We start from the raw sequence: 17,676 nt of genomic DNA on the forward strand, positions 1-17,676 counted from the left end.
CGCAGCCGGCGCATGCGACGGTCAGGAGACAGGAAAAAGCCCGCGAAGCCTCGCGCTTTGCGGGCCGCCCCGCTGCGCCGGGCAGGCGCGGCGAGCGGGCATGAGCAAAAACACCCGGAAACTAGACGGCCATCGGCGCCGTCAGCGGCTCGTGGTGCCGATAGCCGACCAGCGAGAAATCGGCCGGCTCGATCTTCTCGAGCCAGTCCGGCTCGTAGCGGCCGGTCTGCGCGTACTCGGGCACGCGCGCCGCAATTTCGAGGCGCGGGCTCTCGTAGGGCTCGCGGCGCAACTGCTCGTGCAGCATGTCGAGCTGATTCTCGTAGATGTGCGCATCGCCAATGAAATAGGCGAACCAGCGCGGCGTGTAGCCCGTCAGCCGGCCGACCAGGTGCAGCAGCGCCGCGCCCTCGGCCAGGTTGAACGGCGTGCCGAGGCCGACATCGTTGCTGCGGATGTAGAGGCACAGCGAAATTTCGCGGCGCGCGACGTTCGGCAGGAACTGGTAGAGCAGATGGCAAGCCGGCAGCGCGATCTCGTCGAGCGCCGCCGGGTTCCAGCCGTGAAAGAGAATGCGCCGGTCGGACGGGTTCCGCATGATCGTATCGAGACACTGGCGCAACTGGTCGATGGCCTTGTAGAGCAGCACCTTCTGGCCGCCGTCCTCCTCGAACGCCGTCACGCGCGCATAGCCGCGCGCCTCGGCGTCGGCGATCTGCGCGTGCGCGGCGGCGTCGAGCACCTTGTAGGCCGGCCACCGGCGCCACTGCACGCCGTACACGCAGCCGAGATCGTCCGCGCCCTCGCGGTACGGGTTCGCGAGCCACTGCGCGTTCTCGTTCGCGTTGGCGTCCCAGACCCGGCAGCCGAGCGCGCGGAAGTCGGCCGCGCTGCGCGAGGCGCGCAAGAAACCGACCAGCTCGCCGACGGCGGACTTGAAGGCGAGCCGCTTCGTGGTGACGGCCGGAAAACCCTGCTGGAGATCGAAGCGCAGCGACGCGCCGGGCATGCTGATGGTGCGGATGCCGGTGCGATTCTCCTGCCACGCGCCGGTGTCGAGAATCGCGCGCACCAGGTCGAGATACTGTTTCATGCGGGTTGCCTTCGGTCCTCGCGCGTGCGCGCGGATCGTGGATGACGGAAAACCCCATTCTAGCAAGCTCGGCACCGGAGTCCGGACGCCGGACCGGGGCTCCGTCGCGCCGGCGCCGGTCGCCGCCGGTCCGGACCGGACGGCGCGCCGCCCTCCCGCCTTGCGCTGCGCCGCCCGCGCAAAGACCCGTTCGCCGGCCCGCGATGGCCCCCCCCGCGGGCAGACGACCCTAGCGCATCGAGCGGCTGCCGAGCCCTGCCGCGTTCGAGGCAAGCGCCTCGCCGCCTTCCATGTGGCGCATGCCGTGCGCGCAGAGCAGCCGGTACAGCGTCACGCGCGAAATGCCGAGCTCCTGCGCCGCGTCGCCGAGCCGGCCCCGATGGCGCAACAGCGCGAGTTCGATCGCCTGTCGCTCGGCCGCCTCGCGCGCCTGGGCGAGCGAGACCGGCACGACGTCCACGTAGTCGGCCAGCTCCAGGTCGCGCGCCGTGATCGAGCGGCCCTCGCACATCACGATGGCGCGCCGTACGCGGTTGATGAGTTCGCGCACGTTGCCGGGCCAGCCGTAGTTGTGCAGCGCGGCGACCGCGTCGGGCGAGAACCCGCGCAGACGCCGGCTCGCATCCTTCCTGAAACGCTCGAGCATGTGCCGCGCGAGCAATTCGATGTCCTTGCCGCGCGCGCGCAGCGGCGGCTCGTCGATCTGCAGCACGCAGAGGCGGTGATAGAGATCCTGGCGAAAGCGCCCCTCGCACAGGGCGGCGCGCATGTCGACGTGCGTGGCGGAGATGATCCGCACGTCGACGGAAATCGACTCGTGGCCGCCGAGCCGCTCGATGCGCCCCTCCTGGAGAAAGCGCAGGAGGCTCGCCTGGCTTTCGAGCGGCAGGTCGCCGATCTCGTCGAGAAAGAGCGTGCCGCCGTTGGCCGCCTCGACGCGGCCGATCTTGCGCTGGCTCGCGCCCGTGAACGCGCCGCGCTCGTAGCCGAAGAGTTCGGATTGCAGAAGATGGTGCGGGATCGCGCCGCAGTTGATCGGCACGAACGACTGGTCGCGGCGCACCGAGCGCTCGTGGATCGCGAGCGCCGTCAGCTCCTTGCCCGTGCCCGACTCGCCGGAGATGAACACAGGCGCGTCGGTCATCGCGACCTTGCGGATCGAGCGGAACAGCGTGAGCATTGCGTCGCACGAGCCGACCATCTCGCCCTCGCTGCCGCCCGGCCGGTCGTTCGGCGCAGGCTCGCCGAGCGCCATCATGCCCCAGGCGTGACCGACCGAGTCGATGATGCGCTCGTCGCTCCACGGCACCGTCACGTAATCGAAACAGTAGTCGCGCACGAGCCGGCGCAGCGCGGCGTCCTGCAATTGCCCCGTCGTCGTCGTCGCCACCCAGCCGACGTTGGGCAGGCCGAGGCAGGCCTCGAACGAACCGACCTCGCGATGCTGGAAATGACTCGACAAATCGAGCAGCCCCCCTGCGGGCTGCCCCACGCGCAGCACGCGCTTTGCATCGCGCGCGCTGTCGACCACCTCGACCTGCCACCCTCGCTCGTGAAAACGGTCGTGGAGCACGGCATTGGGACGACGCGTCAGATAAATCAGTTGCCGCGTTGCGGATTCCATCATTCAGATCCTCTCGCCAACACTTGTTTGAGAATGACTGCGTGCGCCCGAACACCCGGCGCGCGATATAGAACCGTCGCGCGCTTCGGAAAAGCAGCGAACGGCCATGCCATTTCATACTGACTGACAGCACTCATCCCCGATGCGGAATGCGGAATATAACCCAAAAACCGGGCTTCTTTTTATGGTCGGATGTATTCTTTTCCGCAAGCTTACTATATACGTGGCGACGGTGACAGGGTTTATGCATATCAAATCAACGGAAGCCCGCGTACAGGCGCTCCCGGATTTTCACGGCCGAATTTCGTATGATCAATCGATTTAAAACGTTTCGTTTCATGATTACGGATTCGATTAACACGGCAACCCCGCAATTCGATGTCGGGACGCCGTTTTTTTGATTCGCGGCTTTTTCGTTTCAGGACTGAAACATTTTCGCCTGAATCGGACTTTCTAATCCGGCCTCGATTCCGGAGGCCCCGATTCGGTAATGAACGGCCTGCGACGCCCATGTTTCGTCATTTGCCGCGCGGCCGGCCGGGCGCGCGGCGTCGGGTAGAATCGGCCTGCCCGACAAAACGACCCGGACTCTCTCCCGATGACGACGCTTACCCTGATCGTCGCCCGCGCGCGCAACGGCGTGATCGGCCGCGACAACCAGCTTCCCTGGCGGCTGCCCGAGGACCTCGCGTTCTTCAAGCGCACCACGATGGGCGCGCCCGTCATCATGGGCCGCAAGACTCACGAATCGATCGGCCGGCCGCTGCCGGGGCGGCGCAACATCGTCGTCACGCGCGACGCCAGAAAACGTTTCGAAGGCTGCGACACGGCGGCAAGCCTCGACGCCGCGCTCGCGATCGCCGCGAGCGACGGCGCATCCGAGGCGTTCCTGATCGGCGGCGCGCAGCTCTACGCGGAGGGCCTCGGCAAGGCGAACCGGCTGCTCGTCACGGAAATCACGGCCGACGTCGACGGCGACGCCACCTTTGCCGCGCCGGACCCGGCGCACTGGCGAGAAACCTCGCGCGAGACGCGGCACGCGGGTCCGCCCAACGACTTCGATTTCGCCTTCGTCGCCTACGCGCGCCGCGCATAAAAAAACGGCACGCGCCAGGCGTGCCGTTTCGGTGTCCTCCTTTCTGCCCGCGCCGGACGCAGGCACGGTCGCATCACTGCCCGGCGACCGTCATCCGCTCGATCAGTATCGAGCCCGTCTGCTTCGTGCCGCGCACGATCGTGTCGGCGCCCACGGCGACGATGTGGCGGAACATCTCCTGGAGCGTGCTCGCCACGGTGATCTCCTCGACCGGATGCTGGATCTTGCCGTTCTCGACCCAGAAGCCCGACGCGCCGCGCGAGTAATCGCCCGTCACGTAGTTGACGCCCTGCCCCATCAGTTCGGTCAGCAAGAGGCCCGTGCCGAGCTTCCTGAGCATCGCCTCGAAGTCGTCGTCGGGCTGCGTGAGCGAGCTCGTGAACGAGAGGTTGTGCGAGCCGCCGGCATTGCCCGTCGTCTGCATGCCGAGCTTGCGCGCCGAATAGGTGGACAGGAAATAGCCCTGCACCACGCCGTCCTTCACGACCTCGCGCCGATGCGTGCGCACGCCCTCCTCGTCGAACGCCGCGCTGCCGGCCGCGCGCCGCACGTGCGGGTCCTCGACGATCTGCACGTGCGGCGCGAAGACCGGTTTGCCGAGGCTGTCGACGAGGAACGACGTCTTGCGGTAAAGCGCGCCGCCGCTCGTCGCCTGCACGAACGAGCCGAGCAGGCCCGCCGCGAGCGGCGCCTCGAACAGCACCGGCACCTTGCGCGTGTCGAGCCCGCGCGCGCCGACGCGCGAGAGCGCGCGCTCGGCCGCGTAACGGCCCACGGCCTCCGGCGCCGCCAGTTCGCCGGCGACGCGCTTCGACGTATACCAGTCGCCGCGCTGCATCTGGCGCCCGGAACCCGCGATCGGCGCGCAGGCAATGTAGTGCCGCGAAAACGGGTAGCCGGCGAGGAAGCCGCGCGAGGTGCCGAGCACGAACTGCGAGTGCTGCGCCGACACGCTCGCGCCTTCGGAATTCGTCACGCGCGGATCGGTGGCGAACGCCGCGTCCTCGGCGCGCCGCGCGATCGCGACGGCCTCGTCGGCCGTGAGCGCCCACGGGTGGTAGAGATCGAGGTCGCGCGGCGCCGTCTCGAGCAGCTCGCGCTCGGCAAGGCCCGCGCAGTCGTCGTCGGCCGTGAAGCGCGCGATGTTGTAGGCGGCCGCCACCGTGTCCTTCAGCGCGGCCGGCGAAAAGTCGGACGTGCTCGCGTTGCCGCGCTTCTTGCCGAGGTAGACGGTGACGCCGACCGTCTTGTCGCGGTTGTGCTCGATGGTTTCGACTTCGCCGCGCCGCACGGACACGGACAGGCCGTCGCCCTCGGAAATCTCGGTCGCCGCGTCGCTCGCGCCGAGCGCCTTCGCGTGACGAAGAATGTCCGAGGCGATTTCCTTCAATTCGTCCTGGGTGTGCGGGAAAAAGCGCTGCCGGGCTTCGGTGTCTGCTGCCATTGTCGTTACGGTCCGGTTCGGGGCCCATGCGGCCCGCTGGGGTCGGTTGGAGATCGGTATCGATGTCGCCTTGCGGGCGTGTTCCGCGATCATAGCAAGGTCTGTCCGGACGTAGCGGCCCCACTCGATATCGGGTCGAGACCGGTTCTCCGGGCTGCGTCCCGGATTTCGCAGGTTTCGCGGATTTCGCACATCGGCCCCGCTTCCTCGCGCCCCTCGCCGCGGGCGGCTTGCGGGGGCGTGCAACCGCTACAATACGCTCCATGACACGCAAAACTCGCATTCAACCGATTCACGACGAGGCCGACGACGAGAGCAACGGCTACGATCGTCCGAGCAAGTCGCAGCTCAAGCGCGAGATGCACGCGCTCCAGGAGCTGGGCGTTGCGCTCGTCGAGCTGCCGAAGGACGCGCTCAAGCGCATGCCGATGCCCGCGCACCTCGCCGACGCGGTCCACGAGGCGCGCCGCATCACCGATCACGAAGGCAGGCGCCGCCAGCTCCAGTACGTCGGGCGCGTGATGCGCACGCTCCACGACGACGAAACCGCCGCGCTGCGCACGGCGCTCGAGGCGCACCGCGGCGTCAACCGGGCCGCCACGGCGCGACTGCACTGGATCGAGCGCACGCGCGACCAGTTGCTCGCCGACGACGGCGCGCTCACGACGTTCATTCGCGAACATCCGGGCGCGGACCCGCAGGAAGGCCGCACGCTGATCCGCAACGCGCGCCGCGAGGCGCAGCAGGGCAAGCCGCCGCGTTATTTCCGCGAGCTGTTCCAGTGGATCAAGACCGCGAGCGGCGGCGAAGACGAAGACGCCGGAGCGAATGCCGACGCGCCCGCCGGCGAGGCACACGACGAGGACGACGAGTCATGACGAAACCGACGCGCAGCACCCCCGACGAACTCGTGATCGGCCTCGTCTCGGTGAGCGACCGCGCGACGAGCGGCGTCTACGAGGACAAGGGCATCCCGTCGCTGCGGGAATGGCTCGGCACGGCGCTCGTCTCGCCGTGGCGCGCCGAGACGCGGCTCATCCACGACGACGCGGCGACCATCTCGGCGACGCTGACGGCGCTCGTCGACGGCCTCGGCTGCGATCTCGTGCTGACGACGGGCGGCACCGGGCCGGCGCGCCGCGACGTGACGCCCGAGGCGACGCTCGCGGTGGCGACGAAGGCCATGCCGGGCTTCGGCGAGCAGATGCGGCAGATCAGCCTCAACTTCGTGCCGACGGCGATCCTCTCGCGCCAGGTCGCGGTGATCCGCGAAACGGACGACCACGCGGCGCTCATCGTCAACCTGCCGGGCCAGCCGAAATCGATCCGGGAAACGCTCGAAGGCCTGCGCGACGAATCGGGCGCCGTGACGGTGCCGGGCATCTTCGCGGCCGTGCCCTACTGCATCGACCTGATCGGCGGGCCGTACATCGAAACGAATCCGTCCGTGGTCGCCGCGTTCCGGCCGAAGAGCGCGCAGCGAGCGCCGCGCGACGCGGCCTGAGACGCTTGCCGGCCGATGCGATGGCGCAGCCGCGGGCGCGGCCGGGTTCAGCCTGCCTCGGCCGCGCCGGGAATCAGGAAGTGCTCGCGGTAGTACTTGAGTTCGTCGATCGACTCGTGGATGTCGGCCAGCGCCGTGTGCATCGCGCGTTTCTGGAAGCCCTTGTAGATCGCGGGCTGCCAGCGCCGGCACAGCTCCTTGAGCGTGCTCACGTCGAGGTTGCGGTAATGGAAGAAGCGTTCGAGTTCCGGCATCCAGCGAGCCATGAAGCGGCGGTCCTGGCAGATCGAGTTGCCGCACATCGGCGACTTGCCCGGCGGCACGTACTGGCCGAGAAACGCCAGCAGTTGTTCCGTGGCGCTTTCCTCCGTGACCGTCGAGGCACGCACGCGGTCGGTCAGGCCCGAACGCCCGTGCGTGTTGCGGTTCCACTCGTCCATTTTGCCGAGCGTCTCGTCGCTCTGGTGGATCGCGAGCACCGGCCCCTCGACCAAGCGGTCGAGCGTCGAGTTCGTCACGACCACGGCCACCTCGATGATGCGATCCGTATCGGGCTCGAGCCCTGTCATCTCCATGTCGAGCCAGATGAGGTTCATGTCGCTGCGCACGGGCGGCGCGGCGTCGACATTGGCATTGGCGGATGTGTCAGTCATGAGGGTCGGCCCCGTTGGGTGCTGGCGGTGCTGGCAGTGCTTACGCGAGGCCGCGCAAACGACGCGTCGCGCGGCCGGCAAGATCATATAATTGTCGCATAGATACCACGGATTCCCCGGATGCCTACCCTGTACTTCAGCACCCTCTTCGCTCTCGCGGTGCTCGCCATGGTCGCGACGAAACTCTGGCTCGCGTCGCGCCAGATCCGCTTCGTCGCCGCACACCGCAACGCCGTGCCGCCGCGGTTCGCGACCACCATCGCGCTTGCCGCGCATCAGCGCGCCGCCGACTACACGGTCGCGCGCACGCGCTTCGCCATGCTCGAAATTTTCGTGGGCGCGGCCGTGCTCGTCGCGCTCACGCTGCTCGGCGGCGTGGGCGCGCTCGACCGCGGCATCGCGGCCCTGCTCGGGCGCGGCTACGTCGGGCAGATCGCCCTCGTCGCGGCGGTCCTCGCCATCTCCGGCCTGGTCGAGCTGCCGCTCGACTACTACCGGCAGTTCGTCGTCGAGGAGCGCTTCGGCTTCAACCGCATGAGCCGGCGCATCTTTTTCGCCGACCGCGTCAAGGGCCTGGCGGTCGGCGCCGTGCTCGGCCTGCCGCTGCTGTTCGTCGTGCTCTGGCTCATGCGGCGGACGGGCGAGTTCTGGTGGCTCTGGACCTGGGGCGTCTGGGTCGCGTTCCAGATGCTCGTATTGGTGCTCTATCCGACCTTCATCGCGCCGCTCTTCAACAAGTTCGAGCCGCTGAAGGACGACTCGCTGCGCGCGCGCATCGAGGCCCTGATGCAGCGCTGCGGCTTCGCGGCCAAAGGCCTCTTCGTCATGGACGGCAGCCGCCGCTCGGCGCACGGCAACGCATACTTCACGGGCTTCGGCGCGAGCAAGCGGATCGTCTTCTTCGACACGCTGCTCGAGCGGCTCTCCGGCAGCGAGATCGAGGCCGTCCTCGCGCACGAGCTCGGCCACTTCAAGCGCCGGCACGTCGTCAAGCGCATGGCGGTCACGTTCGCGATCAGCCTCGCGTTGCTCGCGCTGCTCGGCTGGCTGTCCGCGCGCGCCTGGTTCTACACGGGGCTCGGCGTGCAGCCCTCGCTCGCGGGCGGCAACGAGGCGCTCGCGCTCGTGCTGTTCTTCCTCGCGGTGCCCGTGTTCCTGTTCTTCGTGACGCCGCTCGGCAGCCTGAGCTCGCGCAAACACGAGTTCGAAGCGGACGCGTTCGCTGCTTCGCAGACCGACGCGCAGCATCTCGTCGACGCGCTCGTCAAGCTCTACGAGGACAACGCCTCGACCCTGACACCCGACCCGCTCTACACGGCGTTCTATTACTCGCATCCGCCCGCCTCGCAACGCATCGACCGACTGTTGTCGCACGCATGAGCCCGCGCGCGCCGGGGACCTCGCGACGCGGCAGCGACACGCCGGCATCGGGCAAGACGCGCTGCCAGGGCATCGTGATCGCCGCGCACGGCCGGCACTACCTCGTCGCACCCGACGCGGGCGGCGCGCCGCTCCAGTGCTTTCCGCGCGGCAAGCGCAGCGAGATCGCGGTCGGCGACCGCGTGAGCTACGAACCGACCTCGGCCGACCAGGGCGTCATCACCGCCATCGGCGAGCGGCGCAACCTGCTCTATCGCTCGGACCAGTACAAGTCGAAGCTCTTCGCGGCGAACCTCGACCAGTTGCTGATCGTGCTCGCCACCGAGCCGCACTTCAGCGAGGATCTGCTCGGGCGCGCGCTCGTCGCCGCCGGGGCGAACGCGCTGCAGCCGCTCGTCGTCCTGAACAAGACCGACGTGGCGGCCGCGCTGCCGGCGGCGCGCGCGCGGCTCGAAGGCTATCGCGCGCTCGGCTATCCGGTCGTCGAGGTCTCGGTGAAGACCCAGCCGGACGCAGCGCGCGCCGTGCTCGAAGACCGGTTGCGGGGCCGCGAGACGCTGCTGCTCGGCCAGTCTGGCATGGGCAAGTCGACGCTCGTGAACCTGCTCGTGCCCGACGCCGAAGCCGCGACCCGCGAGATTTCGACGGCGCTCAACAGCGGCCGGCACACGACCACGTTCACGCGGCGCTACGCGCTGCCGGGCGGCGGCGCGCTGATCGATTCGCCGGGCTTCCAGGAGTTCGGCCTCTACCACCTGACCGAAGGCACGCTCGAGCGCGCCTTTCCCGAGTTCCGGCCGTTGCTCGCGCATTGCCGCTTCTACAACTGCCATCATCTGCACGAGCCCGGTTGCGCGATCCTCGAGGCGGTCGACGACGGCCGCATCGCGCGCGAACGCCACGCGCTCTACGCGCAGCTCGTGCACGAAATCACCCAGGTCGTGCGCTGACGCGGCCCATCCCGCCGCGCACCGCGAAGCCGTCGCCATGCTGAAACTCACGCGCGCCCCGAACCTGCTCGTCGCCCAGCACTGGCTCAACATCCTGCAGACGGCCGGCATTCCGTGCGAAATGCATAACCGGTATCTGAGCGGCGCGCTCGGCGAAATCCCGGCCGAACAATGTGCGCCGGAACTCTGGCTCGTCGACGAGCGCGACGCAAAGATCGCGCGGCGGCTGCTCGCCGCGGCCGCCAGCGGACCGCCGGCCGGCGCGCCGTCCTGGCGCTGCCGTCAGTGCGGCGAAACGCTGGAAGCGCAATTCACGGTGTGCTGGCAATGCGGAACGGCGCGCGACGTGCGCGACGACTAGCGGGCCGAAGCGGCCCGCCCTCGGGAAAACACGGAAAAAAAGAAGACGGCTTTCGTTTCGCGTCAGAACCAGATCGCGATGGTCAGCATCAGGAGCAGGATCATCCAGAGGATCACCGCACGCCAGACGAGGCCCACGGCCGACTGGAGCGTGCGCGGCGTGCAATCGTCGCCGACCGGGAGCGGTCCGCCCTCGCCGGGCGTGAGCGCGTCGAGGCTCGACGGCTCGGCGAGCGGCCCGGACAGGCGCGCGCCGAGCGCGCCGCTGCCGGCCGCGAGCAGCACGCCCTCGTTGGTGTCGGGCCACTGGTTCGCATGGTTGCGCCACGCATAGATTGCGTCCTCGAAGTTGCCGACGATGGCGAATCCGAGCGAGGTGAGCCGCGCCGGAATCCAGTCGAGCACGAAGAACGCGTGCTGCGCAAAGCCCGAGAACGCCTCGGTGCGGTCGTCGGCCGGGCGCGCCCATTCGCGCGCCAGATATTCGGCGATGCGATAAAGCACGGCTCCGGCCGGACCGATCGGCACGAGAAACCAGAAGAACACGCCGAACACGTGCCGGTGCGAGGCGATCACCGCATGGATGAGCGTATGGCGCACGATCTCGCTCACGGGCATGTCGGCCGCCTCGATGCCGGTCCACTCCTGCAGGATTTCGCGCGCGCGCAGCACGTCGTCGTTGTTGAGCGCGAGATGGATGTCGGTGAAGTAATGGCTGAACTGGCGGAACCCGAGCGTGAAGTAGACGATCACGACGTTCCAGAAAAACGCCAGCACGAAACTGATGCGATAGAGTACGTAGTAGACGAGCGCCACGGCGAGCGTCCACGGCAGCACGACGATGAGCCAGGCCAGCACGCCGTGCTTCTGCTTGCCGGCGTCGAAACCGTGCGCCGCGGATTGCGCGTGCAGGCGCAGCAGCGCCATCACCGGGTTGTTCGGCGAGAGCGCGCGCACCTGTTCGATGACGAGAGCCAGCAATACGGAAAAGAAGGTCATGCGACGCGCCGTGCTATTCGGGGTTGAAAATCGTTATGCAACGATAGCACAGGGTCAGATGTCCCTGGAGCCCGTCGGGCCGCAAACGCCGGGCGCGACGTGTCGCGCGCGCGACAGGTCTCACGCGAGCAGGAAGCGGTAGAAGTTGCGCAGCATGCCCGCCGTCGCGCCCCAGATGAAACGCCGCGCGCCGACGCCGGAGGCGGCGGTGTCGGAATACGGCATCGCGAAGAAACGGCGCACGCCGCCCTGCCAGTCCATCACGCGCACTTCGTGATGGGCCGGGTTCATCAGGAATTCGAGCGGCACCTCGAAAATATCGGCGACTTCGAGCGCGTCGGCCGTCAGCGTGAACGGCTCGTGCACGAGGCCGACCACGGGCGTCACGCGAAAGCCCGTGCCGGTCAGGTAGTCGGGCAGCGTGCCGAGCACCTCGACGCGCGCCGGGTCGAGACCCACCTCCTCGCGCGCCTCGCGCAGGGCGACGGCGACGGCGTTCTCGTCCTCGGGGTCGCGGCTGCCACCCGGGAAGCTGATCTGTCCGGCATGATTGCTGAGATTGCCGGCCCGCTGCGTGAGCAGTACCGTCAGGCCCGTGTCGCGCACGACGAGCGGCACGAGCACGGCCGCCTCGCGAGGGTCGCGTATTCCCTCGGCGCGTGGATCGTATGCCTCGGGTTCCCAGACAAGCTGCCCGGCGAAGCGCGCCCTCAGGCCGGCCGGCGTGAGCCGGTGCGCCGGCACCTGCGGCAGATCGATTCCCGTCGATTCGACGGGGAGACTTTCGGGTTCGAAAACTGGACGGATCAACGGCTCCCCCGGAACTTCCTGCGCCGGCCGGTCCGGCTCTTCACGACGCGTCGCTCGCGCCGGATTCCTGCATCGCCGTCATTGTGAGTCCAAAAAGAAAAAAGCACCCCGGAGGGTGCTTTTTCTTACCGCTTTTACGCCTCGGAAGGAGCCGAGCGGTCTTTCGACACCAGCTTTTCCTTGATCCGGGCGGCCTTGCCCGAACGCTCGCGCAGGTAGTACAGCTTCGCGCGACGCACGTCGCCGCGACGCTTCACGACGATGCTGGCCAGCAGCGGCGAGTAGGTCTGGAACGTACGCTCCACGCCTTCGCCCGACGAGATCTTGCGCACGATGAACGACGAGTTCAGACCGCGGTTGCGCTTCGCGATCACGACGCCTTCGTAGGCCTGAACGCGCTTGCGGGTGCCTTCGACGACGTTCACGTTGACGATGACCGTATCGCCCGGACCGAATTCCGGAATGGTCTTCTCGCCCAGTACGCGCTGGATTTCTTCCTGCTCGAGTTTTGCAATCAGATTCATGACTGACTCCTTGAGCCATCTTGCCGGCGTTCGCACCTGCGCCGCGTTACCACCGCGACGCCACGGCCCCGACAGAGGATGGGTTCACAACTGGCGCGACCCACGCATGAGATTCGCGCCGCCTTTTCGCCCCGCCCACGCCCGCCGCGGCTTTACGCCCCGGCGGATTCGCCAGCGAGACTCGCGAGCCATGCCTCGTCGGCACGGCTCAGCATCTGGTTCTTCCTGGCCTTCTCGATCAGATCGGGCCGCTTGTGCAGCGTGTTGCGCAGCGCCTCGCGGCGGCGCCACTGCCCGATCTCCGCATGATGGCCGCCGAGCAGCACGTCGGGCACGCGCATACCCTCGTATTCCTCGGGCCGCGTGTAATGCGGACAGTCGAGCAGACCGTCGACGAAGCTGTCCTGCACCGCCGACTGCGCATCGTTGAGCACGCCCGGCAACTGGCGCACGACGGCGTCCATCAGCGCCATCGCCGGCAACTCGCCGCCCGACAGCACGAAGTCGCCGAGGCTCACTTCCTCGTCCACGCAGCGCTCGACGAGCCGCTGGTCGATCGCCTCGTAACGGCCGCACAGCAAAATCAGACCGGGCTCGCCGGCGAACCGCATGACGCGCTCGTGCGTGAGCGGCGCGCCCTGCGGCGACATCAGCACGACCCGCGCCGCTTCGACACCCTGCTGCGTCTGCGCCGCCTTTGCCGCGTCGATCGCGTCCTCGAGCGGCCTCGCCAGCATCACCATGCCGGGGCCGCCGCCGTAGGGCCGGTCGTCGATCGTCCGGTAGTTGTCGGTCGTGAAATCGCGCGGATTCCACGTGCGCAACCCGTAGCGCTGCTGCTTCGCCGCCCGGCTCGTGATGCCCCAGTCGGTCAGCGCGCGGAACATCTCGGGAAAGAGCGTGACGACGTCGAACTGCATCACCCTCTCCGTTGAGCGAACCCTGTTCAGTAATCGGCTTCCCAGTCGACGACGATGCGCTTCGCCGCCTGATCCACCGTCTTCACGTATACGCCGACGAACGGAATCAGCCGCTCGCCGGTCGCCGGCTTGCCGTCCCTGTCCGTGGACGGATAGTCGATGCGCAGCACCGAATGCGCGCCGTTGTCGATCAGATCGGCCACCTTGCCGAGCGCGACGCCGGCCTCGTTGACCACCTCGAGACCGATCAGATCGACCCAGTAAAACTCGTCGGCCTCGAGGGCCGGAAATTCGTCGCGACCCACGTGGACGCGATAGCCGCGCATCAGCAGCGCGGCGTCGCGATCGGCCACGCCGGCCAGTTGCGCGACGACGCTATCGCCGTGAATCCGGGCCGCAAGGCATGCAAACGGCTTGCGCTCGCGGCCTTTGACGAGCCACCAGCGCTTTGCGCTGACGAGCGCGTTGCCGCCCCGCCCGATCCCGGCGTGCGCCGCGACCTTCACCCAGCCCTTCAGGCCGTAGGCATCGACAATCGCGCCGACTTCGATAGCATCGTCCGGCCACCGGGCCGATTGAAGCGACTGCGCCGATTCGGCCTGGCCCGATGTTTCTGCTGCATCTGCCGCCACACTACGCGCCGCGCTGCTACGGCCCGGCTTCGGCACGAACGCGCCGAACGACGGCTGCACGCGCCGCCCGCTGCGGACGATCGATTCGTCGTGCTCCGGCTTCTCGTCGTGCGCGGACATCAGCCAACCCTGCAAACGGTGCCGGCGCTCGGCCTGCCCGCACGGCGTATTGCGCCCACGAACGTCATGAAACGGCCGGGCGACAGACTCAAGCTGCCGGTTGAGCGGCCTGCGCCTGCTTCACGAGGCGCTCGACGGCCGGCGACAACTGGGCGCCGACGCCTTGCCAGTACGTGACGCGATCCTGCGCGATGCGCAGCGCTTCACCCTTGGTCGCGACCGGGTTGTAGAAGCCGACGCGTTCGATGAAACGGCCGTCGCGACGGTTGCGCGAATCGGTGGCAACGATGTTGTAGAACGGGCGCTTCTTCGAGCCGCCGCGTGCCAAGCGGATGATGACCATAGACTAGAATCCTTGAAAACAGAGGTTCGGAACCACCGAAACACGCGATTATAGCCTGAAACCAACGCCATAACAAACACTTAACCGGATAACGGCGATGCGCCTGCGCCCCTGGCCCGTTCCCTCCCCCGTCGGACGCGTACCCGCGCCCGGACGGCCCGTATCGCGCGCCGCGCGTCCGATCCGGCCCCGGCTCCGTCCTCCGTGCCCATCCGACGGCAACGCCCCGGCCGCGGGGCCGGTGACGCGCCGACCGGGCGCCGCCCTGCGCGCCCTCTGGCGCTGGCTGGCGGCCGGCCTGCTGGCCCTGGGCACTTCGACCGCGTCGGCGGCGCTGCCTATCGGGCGTATCCAGCTACCGCCCGGCTTTCACATCGAGGTGCTATCCGACGACGTTCCGTCCGCCCGCGAGATGACTCTCTCGCCGAAGGGCATCCTCTACGTCGGCAGCATGGACGGCCACGTCTACGCGCTCGAGTTGCGCAACGGCCGGCTCGCGCGCCTCCACGTGCTCGCCTCGGGCCTCGACATGCCGGTCGGCGTCGCCTGGCGCGACGATGCGCTATACGTGTCGGCGGTTTCGTCGATCCTGCGCTACGACGCCATCGACGAACATCTGGCGGACCCGCCGAAACCCGTCGTCGTCACCGACGCGCTGCCCGACTCCCCGGAGCACGGCTGGAAATTCATCGCGTTCGGCCCCGACGGCAAGCTCTACGTGCCGCAGGGCGCGCCGTGCAACGCCTGCCTCGTCGATCGCGACCGCTACGCGATGATCGGCCGGATGAACCCGGACGGCAGCCACTACGAGACGATCGCGCGCGGCGTGCGCAACACCGTCGGTTTCGACTGGCATCCGCGCACGCACGAACTGTGGTTCACCGACAACGGCCGCGACCTGCTCGGCGACGACCTCCCCGACGACAAGCTCAACCGCGCGCCGCGCGTCGGGCTCGATTTCGGCTTTCCCTACTGCCACGGCGGCAACGTCCCGGACCCGCAGTACGGCGCCGGCCACCCGTGCAGCCGTTTCACCCCGCCCGTGCTGGGCCTCGGCGCGCACGTCGCGTCGCTCGGCATGCGCTTTTATACGGGCTCGATGTTTCCGCCCGACTACCGCGACAACCTCTTCATCGCCGAGCACGGCTCGTGGAACCGCAGCAGAAAAGTCGGCTATCGGGTGGTGCGCGTGAGCGTGAATCCCGACGGCTCGGCCGCGCGCGAGACCGTGTTCGCCCAGGGCTGGCTGATGCCCGACGACACCGAGTGGGGCCGCCCCGACGACGTGCTGCCGCTGCCCGACGGCTCGCTGCTGATCAGCGACGACTACGCGGGCGCCATCTACCGGGTCACATGGACGAAGCCGTAGCGCGCGGCGCCGCGACGCTAGAACAGATCCAGTTGCCGGTTCTCGCGCGCCGGCGCCGGCCGGCCCGCCCCTCCGCCCGGCCGGCGGAAATGCGACATGTCGAGTATCCCGCCGCGCCGGCCGTTCAGGCCCAGCCGCTGCACGGCCTTGTGGAAGCGCTGGCGCACGAGGTCGGCCCACGGCCCCGTGCCCTTCATCCGGTGCGCGAACGACGAGTCGTAGTCCTTCCCGCCCCGCATCTCCTGGATGCGGCTCATCACGCGAGCGGCCCGATCCGGGAAATGCGCGTCGAGCCATTGCCGGAACAGCGGCGCGACTTCCCACGGCAGTCGCAGCACGATGTAACTCGCACTGACGGCACCCGCCTGCGCGCAGGCCTCGAGAATCCGCTCCAGATCGGGCTCCGTCACGAACGGAATGACGGGCGCGATGCTCACGCCCACCGGCACACCCGCCTCGCTGAGCGTGCGGATCGTGCGCAGCCGGCGCTCCGGCGTGGCCGCGCGCGGCTCCAGCGTGCGGGCCAGCCCGGCGTCGAGCGTCGTGATCGTGACGGCCGCCATGCACTGCCCGCGTTGCGCCATCGGCGCGAGCAGGTCGAGATCGCGCTCGATCAGCGACGACTTCGTCACCGCCCCGAACGGATGGCCGTGCTCGCGCAGCACCTCGATCACGCGGCGCGTGATGCACAGCTCGCGCTCGGCCGGCTGCCAGGCGTCCGTATTCACGCCGAGCGCGATCGGTTCCGGCACATAGGAAGGCTTCGCCAGCTCGCGCTCGAGCAGCTCGGCCGCGTTGACCTTCGCGTAAATCCGGCTTTCGAAGTCGAGGCCCGGCGAAAGCCCGAGATAGCTGTGGGTCGGGCGCGCGAAGCAGTAGATGCAGCCGTGCTCGCAGCCCCGGTACGGGTTCAGCGACACGTTGAACGGGATGTCCGGCGACTGGTTGCGCGTGAGAATCGTCCTCGCGCGCTCGCGGAAGACCATCGTGCGCAGCGCCGTCGCCTCCGGCGACAGGCCCTCTTCCCCTCCGGCCGAAATCCAGCCGTCGTCGAACGCCTCGCGCTCCGCCGTCTCGTAGCGCCCCTGCAGGTTCGTGACCGCGCCGCGACCCTTGCGCGGCGCGGGCGGCGCGACGGGATGCCAGTCGTCGGAGGAAAAGGAGGAGGAGTCGTCTTTCACGGCGGAAGGTGCGGGCGGCGCAACAGGACGGGCAAAATCGGCGGCCCGATACTGTTCAAATATACAGTATCGGGCCGTTTTGTCGAGCCCCGGCCGCCGGGCCGGCGCGACTACTCGCTAACGGCGATCGTCATCGACTCCTTGATCTCTTCCATCACCACGTAGCTCTTCGACTGCACCGCGCCCGGCAACTGCAGCAGGATGTCGCCGAGCAGCTTGCGGTAGTCCGCCATCTCGCGGATGCGGGCCTTGATCAGATAGTCGAAGTCGCCCGACACGAGGTGACATTCGAGCACTTCAGGGATTTTCTGCACCTCGCGGCGAAACTGGTCGAACATGTTGCCGCTCTTGTGGTCGAGCGTGATCTCGACGAACACCAGCAGCGCCGAGCCGAGCATCGCCGGATTCACGCGCGCGTAATAGCCGGTGATGACGCCGTCGCGTTCCATGCGCTTGACCCGCTCGATGCAGGGCGTGACCGACAGGCCGACCTGTTCGGCCAGATCCTTCATGGCCATGCGGCCGTCCTGCTGGAGCAGTTTGAGGATGCGGTGATCGAGCCGGTCGAGGGTGCGGACAGGCTGGCGCTGGGTACGCATGAAATTTTTCTGAATTTCCGAAAAATACAATAACAAAACCTAGATTACCGACAATAGCATAGCGCTTATTACTGG

The 17,676-nt window shown here is 68.0% G+C and carries 19 protein-coding genes; 7 read left to right on the forward strand and 12 right to left on the reverse strand.

The window, feature by feature from the left end:
- Window positions 1-121: 121 nt before the first annotated feature.
- A complete protein-coding gene (locus tag CY652_RS14175; protein ID WP_102131329.1) occupies window positions 122-1,093 on the reverse strand; it encodes a thymidylate synthase in 972 nt (323 codons plus the stop codon).
- Between the two features lie 229 nt (window positions 1,094-1,322).
- Complete coding sequence (locus CY652_RS14180) at window positions 1,323-2,717, reverse strand: sigma-54 dependent transcriptional regulator (protein WP_102131330.1); 1,395 nt, start codon at window positions 2,715-2,717, stop codon at window positions 1,323-1,325.
- 598 nt (window positions 2,718-3,315) lie between these two features.
- On the opposite strand from CY652_RS14180, the gene CY652_RS14185 reads away from it, so the two are divergent.
- Complete coding sequence (locus CY652_RS14185; protein ID WP_102131331.1) at window positions 3,316-3,813, forward strand: dihydrofolate reductase; 498 nt, start codon at window positions 3,316-3,318, stop codon at window positions 3,811-3,813.
- Between the two features lie 73 nt (window positions 3,814-3,886).
- On the opposite strand, the gene pmbA is transcribed toward CY652_RS14185, so the two are convergent.
- Window positions 3,887-5,257 carry a metalloprotease PmbA gene (gene pmbA, locus CY652_RS14190; RefSeq protein WP_102131332.1) on the reverse strand — a complete coding sequence of 457 codons (1,371 nt, stop codon included), beginning with the start codon at window positions 5,255-5,257 and terminating at the stop codon, window positions 3,887-3,889.
- Window positions 5,258-5,520: 263 nt separating this feature from the next.
- On the opposite strand from pmbA, the gene yjgA reads away from it, so the two are divergent.
- On the forward strand, window positions 5,521-6,135 hold the full coding sequence (yjgA, locus tag CY652_RS14195) for a ribosome biogenesis factor YjgA (RefSeq protein ID WP_102131333.1): 615 nt from the start codon (window positions 5,521-5,523) through the stop codon (window positions 6,133-6,135).
- Window positions 6,132-6,761: a molybdopterin adenylyltransferase gene (gene mog / locus CY652_RS14200; protein ID WP_102131334.1), complete on the forward strand. Its 630-nt coding sequence runs from the start codon at window positions 6,132-6,134 to the stop codon at window positions 6,759-6,761. Before yjgA ends, mog begins: the two co-directional genes overlap by 4 nt.
- Before the next feature lie 47 nt (window positions 6,762-6,808).
- Here the strand turns inward: mog and orn are convergent, their stop codons facing one another.
- Window positions 6,809-7,414 (reverse strand): oligoribonuclease, encoded by a 606-nt coding sequence (gene orn / locus CY652_RS14205; protein WP_102131335.1) that lies wholly within the window; start codon window positions 7,412-7,414, stop codon window positions 6,809-6,811.
- Window positions 7,415-7,534: 120 nt separating this feature from the next.
- Between orn and CY652_RS14210 the strand changes: the two genes are divergently transcribed.
- From CY652_RS14210 to CY652_RS14220, 3 genes are read left to right on the forward strand one after another with little or no spacing between them, the layout of a single operon-like run.
- Window positions 7,535-8,794: a M48 family metallopeptidase gene (locus CY652_RS14210; protein WP_102131336.1), complete on the forward strand. Its 1,260-nt coding sequence runs from the start codon at window positions 7,535-7,537 to the stop codon at window positions 8,792-8,794.
- Window positions 8,791-9,744: a ribosome small subunit-dependent GTPase A gene (gene rsgA, locus CY652_RS14215; protein ID WP_102131337.1), complete on the forward strand. Its 954-nt coding sequence runs from the start codon at window positions 8,791-8,793 to the stop codon at window positions 9,742-9,744. The genes CY652_RS14210 and rsgA overlap by 4 nt, the downstream gene beginning before the upstream one ends.
- A 40-nt stretch (window positions 9,745-9,784) precedes the next feature.
- Window positions 9,785-10,105, forward strand: a complete 321-nt coding sequence (locus tag CY652_RS14220) for a putative signal transducing protein (protein WP_102131401.1) — start codon at window positions 9,785-9,787, stop codon at window positions 10,103-10,105.
- 62 nt (window positions 10,106-10,167) lie between these two features.
- Here CY652_RS14220 and CY652_RS14225 read toward each other — a convergent pair whose 3' ends face one another.
- The 6 genes from CY652_RS14225 to rpsP all read right to left on the reverse strand — a co-directional run bounded on the left by CY652_RS14225 (window position 10,168) and on the right by rpsP (window position 14,452).
- Window positions 10,168-11,103 carry a CobD/CbiB family protein gene (locus CY652_RS14225; RefSeq protein ID WP_102131338.1) on the reverse strand — a complete coding sequence of 312 codons (936 nt, stop codon included), beginning with the start codon at window positions 11,101-11,103 and terminating at the stop codon, window positions 10,168-10,170.
- 120 nt (window positions 11,104-11,223) lie between these two features.
- Window positions 11,224-11,913, reverse strand: a complete 690-nt coding sequence (locus CY652_RS14230; protein ID WP_102131339.1) for a CoA pyrophosphatase — start codon at window positions 11,911-11,913, stop codon at window positions 11,224-11,226.
- A 134-nt stretch (window positions 11,914-12,047) separates the two neighbouring features.
- Window positions 12,048-12,437 carry a 50S ribosomal protein L19 gene (rplS, locus tag CY652_RS14235; protein WP_102131340.1) on the reverse strand — a complete coding sequence of 130 codons (390 nt, stop codon included), beginning with the start codon at window positions 12,435-12,437 and terminating at the stop codon, window positions 12,048-12,050.
- 152 nt (window positions 12,438-12,589) lie between these two features.
- On the reverse strand, window positions 12,590-13,387 hold the full coding sequence (gene trmD, locus CY652_RS14240; protein ID WP_180970602.1) for a tRNA (guanosine(37)-N1)-methyltransferase TrmD: 798 nt from the start codon (window positions 13,385-13,387) through the stop codon (window positions 12,590-12,592).
- On the reverse strand, window positions 13,384-14,109 hold the full coding sequence (gene rimM, locus CY652_RS14245; RefSeq protein WP_102131342.1) for a ribosome maturation factor RimM: 726 nt from the start codon (window positions 14,107-14,109) through the stop codon (window positions 13,384-13,386). Before rimM ends, trmD begins: the two co-directional genes overlap by 4 nt.
- A gap of 88 nt (window positions 14,110-14,197) precedes the next feature.
- Window positions 14,198-14,452, reverse strand: coding sequence for a 30S ribosomal protein S16 (gene rpsP / locus CY652_RS14250; RefSeq protein WP_102131343.1), 255 nt, complete (start codon window positions 14,450-14,452; stop codon window positions 14,198-14,200).
- 241 nt (window positions 14,453-14,693) lie between these two features.
- Between rpsP and CY652_RS14255 the strand changes: the two genes are divergently transcribed.
- On the forward strand, window positions 14,694-15,821 hold the full coding sequence (locus CY652_RS14255; protein ID WP_374703662.1) for a PQQ-dependent sugar dehydrogenase: 1,128 nt from the start codon (window positions 14,694-14,696) through the stop codon (window positions 15,819-15,821).
- Window positions 15,822-15,838: 17 nt separating this feature from the next.
- On the opposite strand, the gene CY652_RS14260 is transcribed toward CY652_RS14255, so the two are convergent.
- Entirely contained in the window at window positions 15,839-17,002 is a 1,164-nt protein-coding gene (locus tag CY652_RS14260; protein ID WP_102131345.1) for a PA0069 family radical SAM protein, read from the reverse strand.
- Between the two features lie 110 nt (window positions 17,003-17,112).
- A complete protein-coding gene (locus CY652_RS14265) occupies window positions 17,113-17,601 on the reverse strand; it encodes an Lrp/AsnC ligand binding domain-containing protein (protein ID WP_102131402.1) in 489 nt (162 codons plus the stop codon).
- Window positions 17,602-17,676: the final 75 nt, after the last annotated feature.

The sequence above is a fragment of the Burkholderia sp. WAC0059 genome, from assembly GCF_002870125.1.
GTDB lineage: Bacteria > Pseudomonadota > Gammaproteobacteria > Burkholderiales > Burkholderiaceae > Paraburkholderia.

Excerpts from the sequence above, each read along its gene's own strand:
- CY652_RS14175 (WP_102131329.1), bottom strand. The coding sequence starts at position 1,093 with ATGAAACAGTATCTCGACCTGGTGCGCGCGATTCTCGACACCGGCGCG.
- CY652_RS14180 (WP_102131330.1), bottom strand. The coding sequence starts at position 2,717 with ATGGAATCCGCAACGCGGCAACTGATTTATCTGACGCGTCGTCCCAAT.
- CY652_RS14185 (WP_102131331.1), top strand. The coding sequence starts at position 3,316 with ATGACGACGCTTACCCTGATCGTCGCCCGCGCGCGCAACGGCGTGATC.
- pmbA (WP_102131332.1), bottom strand. The coding sequence starts at position 5,257 with ATGGCAGCAGACACCGAAGCCCGGCAGCGCTTTTTCCCGCACACCCAG.
- yjgA (WP_102131333.1), top strand. The coding sequence starts at position 5,521 with ATGACACGCAAAACTCGCATTCAACCGATTCACGACGAGGCCGACGAC.
- mog (WP_102131334.1), top strand. The coding sequence starts at position 6,132 with ATGACGAAACCGACGCGCAGCACCCCCGACGAACTCGTGATCGGCCTC.
- orn (WP_102131335.1), bottom strand. The coding sequence starts at position 7,414 with ATGACTGACACATCCGCCAATGCCAATGTCGACGCCGCGCCGCCCGTG.
- CY652_RS14210 (WP_102131336.1), top strand. The coding sequence starts at position 7,535 with ATGCCTACCCTGTACTTCAGCACCCTCTTCGCTCTCGCGGTGCTCGCC.
- rsgA (WP_102131337.1), top strand. The coding sequence starts at position 8,791 with ATGAGCCCGCGCGCGCCGGGGACCTCGCGACGCGGCAGCGACACGCCG.
- CY652_RS14225 (WP_102131338.1), bottom strand. The coding sequence starts at position 11,103 with ATGACCTTCTTTTCCGTATTGCTGGCTCTCGTCATCGAACAGGTGCGC.
- rplS (WP_102131340.1), bottom strand. The coding sequence starts at position 12,437 with ATGAATCTGATTGCAAAACTCGAGCAGGAAGAAATCCAGCGCGTACTG.
- rimM (WP_102131342.1), bottom strand. The coding sequence starts at position 14,109 with ATGTCCGCGCACGACGAGAAGCCGGAGCACGACGAATCGATCGTCCGC.
- rpsP (WP_102131343.1), bottom strand. The coding sequence starts at position 14,452 with ATGGTCATCATCCGCTTGGCACGCGGCGGCTCGAAGAAGCGCCCGTTC.
- CY652_RS14265 (WP_102131402.1), bottom strand. The coding sequence starts at position 17,601 with ATGCGTACCCAGCGCCAGCCTGTCCGCACCCTCGACCGGCTCGATCAC.